Annotated in this window: 5 protein-coding genes; 4 read left to right on the top strand and 1 reads right to left on the bottom strand. The window is 70.8% G+C overall.

The genetic code is table 11. From position 1 onward, the window contains the following. Nucleotides 1-432: 432 nt before the first annotated feature. From AC3FMM_RS18845 to AC3FMM_RS18830, 4 genes are all read left to right on the top strand, one after another. Nucleotides 433-1,038, top strand: coding sequence for an SRPBCC family protein (locus AC3FMM_RS18845; RefSeq protein WP_488687271.1), 606 nt, complete (start codon nt 433-435; stop codon nt 1,036-1,038). Between the two features lie 152 nt (nt 1,039-1,190). Then, complete coding sequence (locus tag AC3FMM_RS18840) at nt 1,191-2,141, top strand: LysR family transcriptional regulator (protein WP_488687270.1); 951 nt, start codon at nt 1,191-1,193, stop codon at nt 2,139-2,141. Between the two features lie 119 nt (nt 2,142-2,260). Next, nucleotides 2,261-3,064: a putative hydro-lyase gene (locus AC3FMM_RS18835; protein ID WP_115682471.1), complete on the top strand. Its 804-nt coding sequence runs from the start codon at nt 2,261-2,263 to the stop codon at nt 3,062-3,064. 184 nt (nt 3,065-3,248) lie between these two features. Then, entirely contained in the window at nt 3,249-13,922 is a 10,674-nt protein-coding gene (locus AC3FMM_RS18830) for an LWXIA domain-containing protein (RefSeq protein ID WP_488687269.1), read from the top strand. Nucleotides 13,923-13,942: 20 nt separating this feature from the next. On the opposite strand, the gene AC3FMM_RS18825 is transcribed toward AC3FMM_RS18830, so the two are convergent. Further along, nucleotides 13,943-15,466 (bottom strand): Fic family protein, encoded by a 1,524-nt coding sequence (locus tag AC3FMM_RS18825; protein ID WP_488687268.1) that lies wholly within the window; start codon nt 15,464-15,466, stop codon nt 13,943-13,945. Nucleotides 15,467-15,517: the final 51 nt, after the last annotated feature.

Below are 15,517 nucleotides of genomic sequence, written 5' to 3'. Positions count from 1 at the left end.
CGGCTTGCCGCCGGCGCGCATCGATGGCGCGGCAGTGCGCGGTTGCAGCGTCTCCTGTGGTGCGCCCGCTGACAGCATTCTTGAAAGGCACGGCGGCCCGCGTCCAACTAGTTTTTCGGGCGGCGGCCGATAAGAAAAATTGATTCCTGTGCTGAACGCCCGTGAATGCGCGGCTGGCGCCGTTTCGTCCCGTGGCGCCATCGCCACGGCCCGCGGGTTTTCCCCGATGCCGGGGCGGCGTGCGCGGGGCGCAGCCGCGAGGGCATAAGCATACGGCGCGCCAGCGCGCACGGGTTGGCCGCGGCCCTACGGAAACACGTAGGGCCGGTCGGTGCGCGGCGCGGCCGCTACGAGCCTTCGGTAATGGCACATGCCGCCGCGCTCGGCTAGGCTTGCACCCATTGCCCCGACCGTGCGCGTGCCGCCTAGCCTATGTCAATGCTTGCCCGCCTGACCCCGTCCACGCTCCGGCTCGCCGTGCCTGCGCTGCTGCTGGCGTGGCAGGCGCCGGCGCACGCGCAGCTGATCCCCGTGGAGCGCTCGGTCGAGGTGCTGGCCGATCCGGCGCGCGTCTGGGACCTGGCCGGCGGCTACTGCGCGGTGCCGGACTGGGACAGCCTCTACAAGGACTGCCGCGTGGTGCTGGGCAGCGGCAGCCCGGGCACGGTACGCCGCATGGCCCACAAGGCCGGCGGCCTGCCTGCGGTCGACGTGCTGACCGACAGGGGGCCGTTCTCCTACAGCTACCGCAAGCTCTCCAGCCATACGCGCGGGCGGCTGCAGGCCACGCCGGGGCAGGACGTGGGCACCACGCACGTGACCTGGCAGATGTGGCTGGACCCGTCGGCCGTACCCGACGGCGCGCGCGCCGAGTATCCGGCGGCGCTGGGCGACGACATGCTGGCCGCGCTGCAGCGCCTGAAGGCGCAGGCCGAAGCGGCGCAGCATGAGGCCGAAGAGGAGGCCGCGCGCGGTCCGGCACTGATCCCGCCGCGCCAGCCGCCGACGCCGTCGCAGCCGTCGCCGCTGGGGGCGTGAGCGCGGCGCGCCGGCCATGCTGCTCGGCAGCATGGCACGCTCCCGAGCGCCGCTATCAAACGCTTGTTTGCCGCCGTGCCATCGCGTAGATTCTGTGGCTTGGATTCTGTCCTGATGCGCCGCCGCAGCGATTGTCCCGCCTCCCATCGCCCATGAACCTGCGCTTTCTCGAAACCTTCGTCTGGGTGGCCCGCCTGCGCAGCTTCCGCCTGACCGCGGAGAAGCTGTTCAGCACGCAGGCCTCGATCTCCAGCCGTATCGCCGTGCTGGAGGAAGACCTGGGGGTCAAGCTGTTCCTGCGCGATTCGCGCGGCGTCACGCTGACGCCGGAGGGCCAGCGCGTGCTGGAGTACGCCGAGAAGATGGTGAACACCATGCACCATATGCGGCAGTCGCTGGACCGTTCGCGCGCCATTGCGGGGCGCGTGCGCATCGGCGCGATGGACTCGGTGATCCATACCTGGCTGTCCACCGTGGTCAAGCGCGCGATGCAGGCCTACCCGGCGCTGGAGATCGAACTGACCGCCGATGCCGCGCTGAACCTGTGCGACCAGCTGCAGAAGGGCTATCTCGACGTGATCTTCCAGACCGACCTGCTGCGGCTGGAAACGGTGCGCAATATCGAACTGGCGCGCTACCCGATCCGCTGGATCGTCGCCACCGGCTCGGCCTGCGACCGGCCCTATGCCTCGCTCGAAGAACTCGCCGCCGAACGCGTCATCACCTTCGTCAAGAACTCGCGCCCGCACCAGGACATCCTGAGCCTGTTCCACCTGAACGGCGTGGCCTCGCCGCGCATCAACTGCGTGAACTCGGTGGCGGCGATGACCCGGCTGATCGGCGACGGCTTCGGCATCGGCGCGGTGCCGCCGGCACTGGTGCGCAAGGAGCTGGCCGACGGCGCGCTGTCGGTGGTGGACGTGGAGAACCATCCGCCCGCGCTCGACATCGTCGCCTCGTGGCGCATCGGCGCAGGGCTGGAGGTCAACGAGTCGATCGTCGGGCTGGCCACCGGCGTGGTGGCGGAGTTCTGTGCCGAGGTGGGCGAAGACATGGCGGTGGCGGCGCAGCCGCAAGCCGCGGGGCCCCACGCGGGCTCGTAGTCATCGGATTCCTTTATCGCGCTCGATCCGAAAGATTTGTTGGACGCCGGCGCCGGCGGGCGCCCAGAATCGGCAGGTCAACCCGACTTTGCGCGCCGCCCGGCGCCTGCCTGCCGACCATGAACCAGCCGCTCCAGCACGCCGCCTCGCTCCTGCCCGAAGACCCCGCCGCATTGCGCCAGCTGATCCGCGCGGGCCGCTACCACGGCCATACCAGCGGCCTGGCGCGCGGCCACGTGCAGGCCAATATCGTGATCCTGACGCGCGACTGGGCCTATGATTTCCTGCAGTTCTGCGCGCTCAACCGCAAGGCCTGCCCGCTGATCGACGTGACCGATCCGGGCGACCCGGTGTTCCGCAACCTCGGGCGCGATGTCGATATCCGCACCGACGTGCCGATGTACCGGGTCTATCGCAACGGCAGCGCGTACCACGAGACCACCGGCATCACCGAGCTGTGGCGCGACGACTTCGTCGCCTTTGCCATCGGCTGCTCGTTCTCGTTCGAGCAGGCGCTGCTGGCGGCCAACGTGCCGCTCAAGCATATCAACCTGGGCCGCAACGTCGCCATGTACCGCACCGCCATCGAGACCCGCCCGGCCGGCCGGCTGTCGGGCAAGCTGGTGGTGTCGATGCGCCCGCTCAAGGCCGCCGATGCGATCCTGGCCACCGAGATCACCGCGCGCTACCCCGACGTGCACGGCGCGCCCGTGCATATCGGCGACCCGCGGCTGATCGGCATCGAGGATATCGAATCGCCCGACTACGGCGACGCGGTGCCGCTCGACGCCGATGAAATCCCGGTGTTCTGGGCCTGCGGGGTCACGCCCCAGGCGGTGATCCGCGAGGCGCGGCCCGAGATCTGCATCACCCATGCGCCCGGCTGCATGCTGGTGACCGACCTCGACAACAACCGCCTGTAGCCAACCTGCCCCGCGCAGGCCCTACGAATTCCCATAGTTGGCCTGCGCCGCCGACGCGCGCAGAATCGGCGCGCATGATGCCCGCGGCTTGCCCGCTGCTGGCGCGTGGCCGCGGCCGCGTGCCAGGGCATCGGCAACCGTCTGACCTGCCGGCACGCGCCGGCCTCGCCAGGAGACTTGCGTCATGCTGGATTTCATGGATGCCATCCGGGCTGCCGCGCGCGCGGCCGCCGAGGCCGCGGCCCGCGCCGCCGCCGAAGCCGCGCGCGAGGCGGCCGAACGCGCCGCCCGCGAAGCCGCCGAACGCGCCCAGCGCGCCGCCGAGGCGCGCGAGACCCAGCGCCAGCAAGACACCCAGAACACGCAGCAGGCGCAACAGTCGCAACAGTCGCAACAAACCCAACAAAATCAGCAGGCCAGGCCCGCGGACCAGCCCGACAAGCCGCAGGCGGTGGTGGTGACGCCGGCGCTCTACACCGCCAACGCCCCAGGCGCACAGTCGCCCAAGGCGACGCAGGTCGATGCGCCGGCGCCGGAAAAGCCCAAGACCGACCCCGCCGATGAAGCGCGCAAGAAGAAGGAAAACGATGCCAGGGCGCTGACCGATGGCTGGCAGCAGCAAGCGCAGGACGCCTATGACAAGGTGGTGGCCGACCTCGACGGCCGCGCCATGACCGACAAGCAGTGGCAGCCGCTGGGCCTGAAGTACGGCAACGTGATGGGCGGCGCGCAGAACGAGCTGCGCGTGGCCGCCAACAACGCCGCGGCCAACGGCGGGGATGTCAAGGCCGCGGTCGAGGCCAAGGCCGAGGAGATCCGCAAGCGCTATGACGATCCCAACGTCGCGCTGAACATCGAAGAAACCAAGACGCAATTCCTGAAGAACGAGAGCACGCAGCAGGCGCGCGACACCCAGGGCGCGCGCTTCAACGTGGTGCTGGCGCAGGAAAAAGAGCAGCAGGCCGCCGCCAGGGTCGACCAGGAACAGGCCGCCTACCTGAAGATCCCCGGCGGCATCCGGCGCTTCGAGCTCGAGGCCGACGACCAGCTGGTGGCCGCGCGCGACGCCCACGAGCAAGCACAGCAGGAACGGGTAAAGGCCGAGGATACCTTCCTCGCCGCCATGCAGAAAGAGATCGACACGATCGCGGCGAACGGCTACAAGCAGGACGCCGACCAGGCGCTGAAGGACCTGCGCAACGATCCGCACGACCGCACCCTCTCGATGGCGGACCGCTCGTACGACCTGACCCTGGCCAACGGCAAGGTCGGCGACGCCGACGCGCAGCTGCAGGCGCTGGCGTCGGGCCAGGGCGTCAAGGTGCCGGACAGCTATCGCCAGCAGGCGGTGCAGGACCTGAAGGCGCGCTACGGCACCGACGGCGGCATGGGCCAGCTGATCGACCGGATCGACCTGCGCGGCCGCATCGCCGGCGAGATGGACCACCTGACGCCGTCCACCGAGTTCGAGCGCAAGCTGGCGCAGAACGACCCCACCACGCTGGCGATGGCGCAGGCGCAGGGGCTGACGCTGGATCCCCAGGCCAAGACCGATCCCAACGCCGCCACGCCGCGCGACCTGCCGCAGGCAGAGCGCGCGCTGATGGAACACAACCCGGCCGGCTACGTCATGTACAAGGCGCTGGGCGCGGACAGCCTGGTGCCGGACGCGGACCTGCCGGCGACCGACCCGGCCCGGGCCGCCTACGACCAGGGCGTTGCCGAGAAAGGCCTGCTCGGCTACACCGTCGAGCAGCTCAAGGCGCGCAGCGAAGACCCCAAGCTGAGCCAGGCGCAGCGTGACCAGGCCGCCAGCGGCCTGAACCGGATGCTCGGCTTCATGGAGGGCTCGGTGCCGCTGCGCGTGGACGCCATGACCCGCGGCATCGCGCAGAAGCTGGACCGCGGCGACGTCACCGGCGCGCTGCAGATCCGCAAGGCCGGTGCCGATGCCGCGCAGACGCCCGAGGAGCGGCAGCTTTACGTCGACGTGCACAACGACCGCTTCAGCGGCGACCTGTTCAAGGCGCAGATCGAAGCGTCGATGGACAAGGACCTGAAGAACAAGACCCACGACGACCAGGGCCGGCCCATCATCGGCCAGGAGAAGATGTACGCCGACAAGGTCGGCGTCTACCTGCAGGAAGTGGCGCCGCACCTGATCGAGGAAGACGCCGGCACGCTGCTCGATACGGTGAAGACCGAATACAGCAACGACTGGACCGGGCGCAACAACAGCCAGTCGCCGGGCTACAACGACTGGGACGACTTCTATCATGGCCTGTCGGCGGTGGTCGATGCCGCCGATGCGGGGTATTACGCGCGCAATCCGCAGGCCCAGGCCGGCACGGCCCCGGCCGCGACCGGCACGGCCAGCTGGCTGACCGACCGCGACAACGAGGTCAGCATGCTGATGATGATGAACCAGGGCGGCTCGTCGCGCCAGGGACGCATCTACGGCGGGGCCCAGGACGCCGCCGCCAAGGGCCACATCGGCCTGTCGGCCGCTTTCGAGCAGTCGCTGAAGTCGAGCAAGGAGGCGCCGGTGATGTCCGACGTCTACCTGCGCAACGCGGTGCAGCGCGGCAGCGAGGACTACGCCGGCACCGACGAGGCGAAGGAAGCCAACCAGCGCTTCGAGCTCGACAAGGACGAGATCCTGCGGCAGACCTTCGACAGCCTGGCGATGCGCAAGGAAGCGCTCAGCGCGAAGGCCTCGGACGAGAAAGGGCTGTCCGAAGCCATCGCGCTGGGCGCGCCGCAGGGCGACGCGAACGCAATCCGCGAACAGATCGCCGACGATGCGAAGCCGGGCACCACCGTCAAGGCCATCCCGATGTACGTGGCCGGCCCCGGCGGGGTGCCGTACCAGACCGCGGTGTTCGAGTTCGAGGGCAAGGACGGCAAGACCCTGTGGGTGGACGACCAGGGCGCGGTCTACGGCAAGGAGGAGCTGGACGCAAAGCGCGATTTCCAGGAAAACAACCTGCTCTCCGACAAGGGCACGGTCTACTTCGCCGAAAACCTGGATCTTGGCCGTGACGGCCACGTCGACTACGCCGCGATGGACGCCCATATCGTCACCACCAGCGAGAAGGTGTGGGGCTGGGTCAACCTCGGCGTGGCCGCGGTCGGCGCGGTCGCGGGCGGGGTGCTGGCAGTGGCCTCGGGCGGCACGCTGACGCCGCTGGTGGCCGCGGCCTGGGTTGGCATGGTGGGCAGCATGGGCTACGGCGTCGGCACCTCGTGGGCCGCGCTGGACAATATCTCGGACCATGGCCGCTCGGTCAATCCCTTCGCCAGCCAGGAAGCGATGGCGCAGTGGCTCAACGTCGCCGGCTCGCTGGCCGGCATGGGTGGCATGGGCCTGGCCAAGACCGGTGCGCTGGCGATGAACGCCGGCACCCGGCTGGCCGGCGGCACCAATCCGCTGCGCCAGATGGCGGGCGGCATGCTGACCCACAGCGCCGGCCACTACGGCAGCGCCAGCCGCGTGCTCAATGGCGTGGGCTTCGGCATCGGTGGCGTGCAGACGCTGCAGCAGGCCGCCATGTTCGCCGAGCATGGCAGCGAGATGAGCGTGTCGGAGAAGCTGCAGAACGGCGCCATGCTGCTGATGGGCGCCACGCAGATGCTGCCGATGGCGGTGCAGAAGCGTATCGGGGAATCCGTGCGCGACGGCTACCAGGCCATGCGCGGGCGCGGCGCCGGCGATCCAGCCGGCATCGGCGGAGCGGCGCGGGGCGTCGCACCGGACGCGCTGGGCGCGTACCGCGACGGCGATGGCGTGCCAGCCGCGACGCGGCCGACTACGCGCCGGGGTCCGGCCGGCCGCGACGCCGAGGGCCAGCCGCTCGCGCGCACCGATGCCGACGGCCAGTCCGGCCGCTCCGGCAGGCAGGCCGACGGTGAACCCGCCCCGGGCGCAGCCAGGCCCGCGACGCCGGCGCGCAGCAACGGCGGCCGGCCGACCACCGACGGCGCTGCCACGCCGGCGCGCGACCTGCGCACCCCGCACCGCCTCACGCCCTGGCAATCGGCCAGGCTCAGCACCGCCGCGGCCTTCGACATGGCGGTCACGCGCGGGACGATGCTGCAGGAACGCGTGATCCACGGCATGATGGACCGCGCCATGAGCCGCGCCATGGCGCGCTACGTGACGGAATCCGCCGCGCGCAACCCGTCGGGCGAGCGCGGCGGCGGCGGCCGCACCGACGCGCCGGTGGCGGCGTCGCGCCGCCGTGGCACGCACGGCACGCCGGCGCCGGCGCGCGCGCCGCGCCACCCCGCGGGCGACGGCGAGGCCGGCGTGCAGCGCCGCACGGTGAGCCACGGCCCCGCGGTGGTGGCGCATGCCGACGGGCCCGAAGCGCCCGCGCGCATGTCGCTGCGGCAGAACGCGATCTCGCCGCTGGACAACGTGCTGTGGATCGACGGCAGCATGGAGAACATCGGCGTGCCCTACGGCGCCGAGATGGCCGCGCGCGCGCTGGCGGACCTGGACTCGGTAATGATCGTCACCGGCCCGCTGACCGCCCATGGCCGCGCCGAGACCAACGGCCCGGTCGGCGCGGCCTCGCTGGGCGCCTACCTGGCCTCGCTGGGCAAGGACGTGGTCTATGTCACCGACCGCGCCCATGCGCGCACGCTGCGCAAGATGCTGCGCCAGGACCTGAACCAGCCCAATGCGCGCGTCGAGACCTTCTCGGCACGGGACTTTGCCAGCGCGGGGCGCCAGTCGCGCGCGCTGCTGGCGATGCACAAGCCGCAGGCGGTGGTGGCGGTGGAAGTGGCCGGGCGCAACACCAACAACGAATACCGGCTGCAGAACGGCGAGCGGGTACGCGGCAATGCCATGCTCGACCAGTTGCTGATCGACGCCAACGACATCGCCGACATGGTCACCATTGCCGTGGGCGACCACGGCAACGAGGCCGGCATGCGCGCCGCGCGCGACCGCCTGCTGCGCGACATGGCGGTGACCGAGCAACTGGCCGACAGCTGGTCCGACGTCGGCGCCGACCACCTGGTGACTGGCATGAATTCCAACCTGGCGGCGCAGGCGATCGGCTTCGGCGTGCAGCGCGCGCTGGGCCGCGACAGTGGCATGCCCAGCGTGGAAACCGTGGGCGCGCTGCTCGACACCATGGCGCGCCACAAGGCGCGCGACGGCGTCACGCTGGAAGTCGGCGCCACCAGCGTGCGCGGCTACGACAAGACCGTGCAGAAGGGGGTCTACGAGCTGCTGCAGAAGGCGTCCGAGCGCCTGCCCGCGGGCCTGGACATGGCGCAGCTGTTCGAGGGCATCCAGCGGCGCTTCCTGCCCGACGGCATCGACCCGGCCGACTTCGGCATCCGCGTGCAGGACGATGCAATCGTCATCACCGCCTTCGATTCCAGCAACGGCGGCCTGCTGGCCGCGCAGAACATCGCGCGCCACACCTATGCCATGACCGGCAAGGCAGTGCAGGTGGTGGCCTTTACCGACCATGCCGCCGGCACCTACGGCGGGCGCGAGCGCGGTGACCTGGTGAACCTGGTCCATGCCGGCGTGATTGCGGCGCAGAAGGCCAGGGGCGCGGTCGACCTGTTTGCCTGCAACACCGCCTGCACGGCGTTTCCCGAGGCGCTGGCCGGCACCCACCAGGCCAAGGTGGTCAACCTGATCATGCAGACCGCGCCCAAGATCGTCACCGAGGGCGGGGCGCGCCCGGTGGTGGTGGCCACGCCCGGCACGGTCAAGCTGCACGCCTACCTGGAAGCAGTGGCCGAGGCCAGCGGCGGCAGCGTCACGGTCAAGGAAATCGGCGCGACCGAGTGGGCCGATGCGGTCAACAACCTGATGCACCTGGCCGACGGCAAGCAGCTGGAACAGCTCAAGGGGCTGGTGGCCAAGTACATCAACGCCGAGCAGATCCCGGCCGACGCCACCTCGCTATGGTTCTGCTGCACCCACTACCCGGCCCTGGAGACGCTGGTGCGCCAGCAGCTCGATGCCATTGGCCGCAGCGACGTCAGGCTGATCGACCCGATGCAGTACCAGGCGCGCAAGGGCGTGGAGATGCTGGTCGACCAGGGCCTGATCGACCGCAGCGCACTGCTGGAGCAGCCGCTGGACCCGTCGGCGGTGCCCGACGACAAGACCCTGCCGACCATCGTCTTCACCACCGGCCAGCCGTCGCGGGTGTCCGGGCTGGCGCACGCGATGGGGCGGCGCCCTGATATCCGCGTGTTCAAGACCGCCTTCGGCGAGGCCGCCGACGTGTCGCCGGCGCTGGCGCTGGTCGACGGCGGGCGCCACCTGTCGCCGGTCGACCGCGTCAGCTTCAACTACATCGGCCGCGGCCTGCGCGAGTTCTACATGCCGGGCGGCGCCGAACGCGCGGCCGCGTCGCTGGAGGACGCCGGCAACGTGATGCTGGTGACGGGCTTTTCGGTGGCCAAGGACATGCCCGAAACCGACGGCCCCCCGGGCACCGCGGAACTGGGGCGCGCGCTGCGGCTGCGCGGCAAGCAGGTGACCTACGTGGTGGATTCGGCCAACCGGCCGATCCTGGAAGGCATCCTGCGCGAGATGGGCGAGCCGCTGGACAATATCCGCGTGTTCGATGAACCGATCGCCAGCGCCGCCGAGCCGGCGCGCGCGCTGTTGCGCGAGGTCGGCCCCGACCGGGTGATGGCGATCGAGCTGCCGTCGCGCAGCGCGCGCGGCACCAAGCACAATATGCGCGGCATCGGCATCGACGACTTCAACCCGGCGCTGGACCAGATCGTGCTGGAAGCCAATGCCATCGACGGCATCGAGACCCTGGGCGTGGGCGATGGCGGCAACGAGGCCGGCATGGGTGGCGTCGGCGGGCTGATCCCGCGCGCGCTCGACGGCAGCGATATCGCCGCGGTGGTGCCGGTGGACCATGTGGTCACCGCCAGCGTGTCGAACTGGGGCGCGTACGCGGTCTCGGCGCTGCTGCTGCGCCGGGGCAATATGCCGGAACGCTTCCAGAGCCCCGAGGAACTGGGCCGCGTGCTGCAGGCCGCGGCCGATGCCGGCGCCGTCGACGGCGTTTCGCGCGAGCGGGTGGCAACGGTGGATGGCTTCTCGACCGAGGTGCACCAGGCGGTGATCACGCTGTACGGACGCGCTGCCGCCGGCGGCGAGCCGCGCGGACCGGGTGCCGCGCGCGCCCCGTTGCCGGGCGGTCCGGCGCTGGCGCGCACGCCGCTGGCCGACGCCGCCGAAGCGGTGGTCGCGCACGGGGGGCAGCTGCCGCGCAAGGCCGCTTCCGCAAGCCGCGCCGATGACGCGGGCAGCCAGCCGGCGGCGATGCCCGCGGCGCGGCCGGAGATTCGCGACGGCAGCTGGTCGGTGCGCGACGGCGCGCCAAGTCGCGGCGCGATAGCGGCCACTATCGACGGCATCCATGCCTCCGGCGGGCGCCTGGCCGGCGTGCACTACGTGGTGACCCATGGCGATGGGCTGTCGGTGCCGCTGCGCGCGGGGCTGCCGGAAGCATCGTTCCTGTCGCTGCAGCAGGCCATGCGCGAGCTCGGCCCGGCGCTGCAGGCGGGGGGCAACTTCCGCCTCGCCATCGTTTCGCAGCGCGAGGCGGCGCGGCACGGCGCGGTCGACGCGCGCAGCGTGATCGGCACGGTGCCGCTGTCGTTGCGCGGGCACCAGCCGCACGCGGACGGGTTTGCGCTGAATCCGGATTACCACGGCGAGATCCGCGCCGCGTTGCCCGACGACTTCCGCGCCGGCCTGCCGCTGGTGCGCCAGCAGGACGGCCGTCGCATCGACGTGCTGGCCCGGCTGGAGCAGTTTCCGCGCGGGCGTGCCGACCTGGACCTGGCCCAACAGGCCGGCCAGAAGACCTTTGGCGACGAGGCGGTGGCGGTGTCGGTGCCGCAGATCCCCGGGCATTTCACCGTGCGTGCCGAGGGCCTGTTCGGCGGCATCGCGATGCGGGCCGACGACGGTCCGGCGTCGTTGATCGACGCCACGGCGGTGATCGACCGCATCCGCTCGCATCCGGACTACCAGCAGGGCATGCCGGTGGTGCTGTACGGCTGCTACGGGCAGGACGGCGCGGTGTCGCTGGTGCAGGAACTGGCCACCGGCCTGAACGCGCGCGTCTACGGCGCCGACGGCCGGCTCGACGTGGATGCATTCCGCGCGCCGGGCAGCGACCTGGCCTATGGCGCGCGCCTGCGCGTGGCCGCCGACCCCGCCACCATGGCCGGCTCGGGCGCGCCGGTGCATGTCCGGGACGGCGGCCGCTTCCACGGCGCCATGCCGGCGCTGCCGGTGGTATCCGTCACCGGCGGCGGCAAGCCGGTGCGCCAGCCTGGCACGCGTGCCGCGGGCGATCCCGCGCCGGCCGGCTGGCAGCAGGTGCCGGACCGCTGGGCCGAACTGGCGCTGGGCGAGCCGGCGGTGCGCGTCAACGCGCCCAGGGATCATCTGGTGGTAGTCGGCGCCGTGCGCCCGGAGGGCGGGCTGCGGGGCGAGGGGGGCGAGGGCGTTGGCGCCCATGAGCTTGCCTTCCTGCTGGCGCACGACTGGGAGCCCGGCCAGCCCATCGTGCTGGCGCTGGACGGCGCGCATGCACCGCAGGGACGCATGCTGGCGCAGCAGGTGGCCGACGTGATGGGCACCGAGGTGCTGGTGCCGGAGTTCGCGCTGCGCCGCGGCGCCTACGCGCAGGATCCGGCCAGGAGCCAGATCGACCTGGCGCAGCCGGGCCGCTGGCGCCGCCTGTCGCCGCAGCCCGATCCCTACGCCGGCCACAGCTTCAAGATCGACCACCACGGCAACGTGTTCCTGCGCCGGCCCGATGGCACCCGCGAACGGGTGCAACTGGAAACCTACCTCGGCCCGCGTCTGGGCAGCGGCGGCGCCAAGACCGTGTTTGCGCTGGGCAAGGACCTGGCGGTCGGCATTGCCAACGAAGCCTGGCTGGGCGACATGGTGCACGGCGAGCGCGCCGCCATGGCCGAGGCCGCCGGCACGCACGGGCTCAAAACCGTGCGCAGCTTCGGGCCGGCGTCGTTCGAGGCGTTCGGGCGCCCGGCCATCGGCTATGAACGCTACGCGGCCAGCACCAAGGACTTGTTCGACGCCGCCGGACAGTTGCGGCCAGAGCATGCCGCCTTGCTCAATGGCCGCTCCGCGCGCGATATCGCTGCGCTGGTCGACACCATGAAGACGCGCAATTTGCACCTGGGCGACGTGGAGTTCGCGCTGTTCCCGGACGGTACGGTCAAGGTGGCCGACCTGACCCATGTCGAGACCGGCTCGGATGCGTCGCAAGGGAGCGCGGTGTACCGCATGCTGGACCGGATGCAGGAAGCAGGGCGCGCCAGGGGTGACGACGGCACCCGGGGCGGCGAGGGCGCAGTGGTGCGCGCGACCATCTCGCATGGCCCGGCCGGCAATGCCCCGCCGCCCGGCAGCAATGGCCCGCGGCCGTGGAAGGTGCGCACCGCGCTGGCGGTGTCGGCGGCCGGCACCTTCGCCGCCGCCTCCGGCGCCGCGGCGATCTCGGCGCAGACCGGTGCCAACCTGGTGCTGACCAGCGCCGGCTGCTTTATCTACCGCGGCAGCGTGGCGATGGGGCGCACCGTGCATGCCAACAAGGTGATCCGGCGCGCCGGCACGCACACGCCGGCCGATATCGCCTGGCTGCGCCGCGCGCTGACCGAGAAGCCCGGCACCGCGGTGTGGGGCATCAACGACAAGAACCAGCAGAAGTTTGCCAAGGCGCTGGACCAGCTGGAGGCCTACGCCCACCACGCCGACAAGAAGGACCTGGCGGAGGCCCCGGACAAGATCCGCGAGGCGCAGGCGGTGATCGGCACCATCGGCGCCTCGCTGCTGACGCCCGATACCCGGGCCGGCCAGGTCAACGACGCGCTGCAGCTGACCACGCTGGCGATCAACAACGGCAACACCATGCTGTGGTTCGGCGAGCACGGCGTGACCCAGATCGGCGAGCCGCTGACCTACAGCAGCGCGGTGTTCCTGGCGGCCAATTCGGTGCTGAGCACGGTCAACTTTGCCGCCCGCGCGGGCTATCACACCGGCCTGGCCCAGCCCGCGCTGCTGGGTGCAAGGCTGCGCAAGTTCGTGATGAATGCCTATTCGGTCGGCGCGGTGCCGCTGGCCGTGGCCGACATGGTGCATACCGGCGGCGTGGTCGGCGCGATCGAGGCGGGCAGCCTGGCGGTGTTCGGCATCGGTGCGCACCTGCAGTCGCGCAACGAGCAGAAGCTCATCAATGCCGAGAAAAACCGGCTGGCGAAGGCCGCCGATCCCGACGCCGTGGACAAGCCGGTCACGCCATGGCTGGCGCAGAAATGGGATTTCTTCGGCCGCGCCATGCCCAAGGGGCTGGTGCTGCTGGGCGGCGGCGTGATCGTCAACTTCGGCGCCAAGATCCTGGTGGAGCTGCTCAAGGACGAGGACAAGGGCGCGCCGCGGCCAACGCCGACGCCAACGCCGACGCCCAGCGGCGGCCCGTCGACCCCGCCGGCGCCGCCGAAGGAGCCACCGAAAGAGACCCCGGCAGAACCGCCCAGCGAGACCCCGAGGGAGCGCCCGGCCTCCGGATCGGTACGGGTGCAGCCCTACAGCCCGGACCACGTCGCCGGTTCCACGCTATGGGGCATCGCCGGCGCGCATCTCGACACGCTGCTGTCCGACGGCCAGAAGGCCGAGGCCCGGGCGCAGGCGATGACGCCGGACCAGCAGGTGGCCAACTTCGCGCTGCGCGAACTGATCAACCTGAATCCGCGCTATCGGCTGGCAGACAACCCGGACCACCTGGAGCCAGGCTGGGAGCTGGACGTGACGCGATAGGGCAGCTGGCGCGCCGCGCTTCAGCGGCTGCCGTGGCGCTCCAGGTAGTCCGCGAACTCGTCGCGCACCACCGCTTCGATGCGCGCGAGCTCGTCGTCGGTGATGTCCTCGAACAGCTTGCGCTTGCGCCGCGACAGCTCGCCGTGGTTCTGCACGACCAGGTCGATCAGGTTGGACAGCCGCGACTGGCGCAGGTCGAGCCAGCTTTCGAGCCGGGTCACGCTGGCGTCGTAGGCGCGCAGGTACTGGATTTCCTGCGCCAGGTCCTGCTCGACGCATTGCTCGATGCACTCGAACACGAATTCGCATAGCGCGGTGGCGTCGAACGAGGCATAGAGCCAGTAGGGCTGCGGCGATTTGATCAGGATGGTGTCGCTGTCCGCATCCAGCGCGTAGTTGAGCAGCGCGGTACGCGGCGCGGAATAGGCCTTGAGCAGGCCGGCGTAGAGGTCGAGCTGCTTGAGCATGCGCGCCGACACCGGCAGCACCACGCCTTCGGGCGTGACGCCGGCCTGGCGCAGCAGGTGGTGGATCAGGAAACGATGCAGGCGGCCGTTGCCGTCATAGAACGGGTGCGCAAAGACAAAGCCGAACGACACGCACGCCGCCACCACGATCGGGTTTGCCGCGTGGGATTCGACCAGTGCCGCGACCGCGGCAATGCCGTCCATCATCGCGCCCAGCTGCGCCGGCGGCGGCGGAATATAGTCCGCGATATTGCGCAGCCGCCCGCCGCGAGACAGCCAGTTCTGCTGGTCGCGGAAGCTGTACTCGGCGCGCAGGCCGGAGATGATCTCGTTCTGCCATTCGCACAGCTGCGCTTCGGTCAGCGGCGCGCGCTGGCCGGCATATTCCAGCAGCCGCCGGAACTTGGCGACGCGCTGGTTATCGGGAATCTCATGCTCGATCGAATACGTGGAGCGGGTCTCGGCCAGGTAGAGATAATCCACCGCGCGCGCCAGCAACTCCGGCTCCAGGCGCCGGATGGCGCTGCCCACACGGCCGGGCAGGTCGGCGGCAATCCAGCGTGCCAGCTTCTCGGTACGGCGCACCACCGGGCAGAATGCCGCCGGCCCGAGGTGATTGTTCTGGATCCCAAACTGCAGGTCCGGCGTTGACGGGCCGGTCACGTATTCCGCCTCATCCAGCGCCAGCACCCGCGGCGCGCCGGCCGGCAGCTTGTAATCGAACTGCGCCCCGGCCAGCCATTTGGCATAGAAGGCGCTCAGCCGGGCATAACGCGAGGTCGGCGTGGCTGCCAGCCAGGCGCGCACATCCTGCACCGCCTGGGGCTGCTCGAACAGCGCCGCCAGCACGGTCAGGTCGAGCTGTTCCTTCTTCAGCGCAAAGGTCAGGTGGTCCACCGTGGTGTCGCCGCCGCGGTAGCGGTTGCGGGGGTAGACCGTGCGCGTGGTGCCATCCGGGCCGGTATGCGTGCTGAGCACGCCGGTCTTGTCGCCGAGCGCCGAGGTGCAGCGCAGCGGCGGCACGCGCAGGCCGAACTGGCGGATCAGGGCGTCGTAGCCTAGTGGTGCATGAGCCATGCGGAGGTCGGTGAAACGTGGGGCTGATGCCCGCGGAGCTTACCATAGCTT

The sequence above is a fragment of the Cupriavidus sp. 207A1 genome (assembly GCF_057798955.1).
This window is presented reverse-complemented; position numbering and strand designations above follow the sequence as displayed.

Bases quoted from the DNA above. Each gene is read 5' to 3' on its own strand.
- AC3FMM_RS18845 (WP_488687271.1), top strand. From the start codon at position 433: ATGTCAATGCTTGCCCGCCTGACCCCGTCCACGCTCCGGCTCGCCGTG.
- AC3FMM_RS18840 (WP_488687270.1), top strand. From the start codon at position 1,191: ATGAACCTGCGCTTTCTCGAAACCTTCGTCTGGGTGGCCCGCCTGCGC.
- AC3FMM_RS18835 (WP_115682471.1), top strand. From the start codon at position 2,261: ATGAACCAGCCGCTCCAGCACGCCGCCTCGCTCCTGCCCGAAGACCCC.
- AC3FMM_RS18830 (WP_488687269.1), top strand. From the start codon at position 3,249: ATGCTGGATTTCATGGATGCCATCCGGGCTGCCGCGCGCGCGGCCGCC.
- AC3FMM_RS18825 (WP_488687268.1), bottom strand. From the start codon at position 15,466: ATGGCTCATGCACCACTAGGCTACGACGCCCTGATCCGCCAGTTCGGC.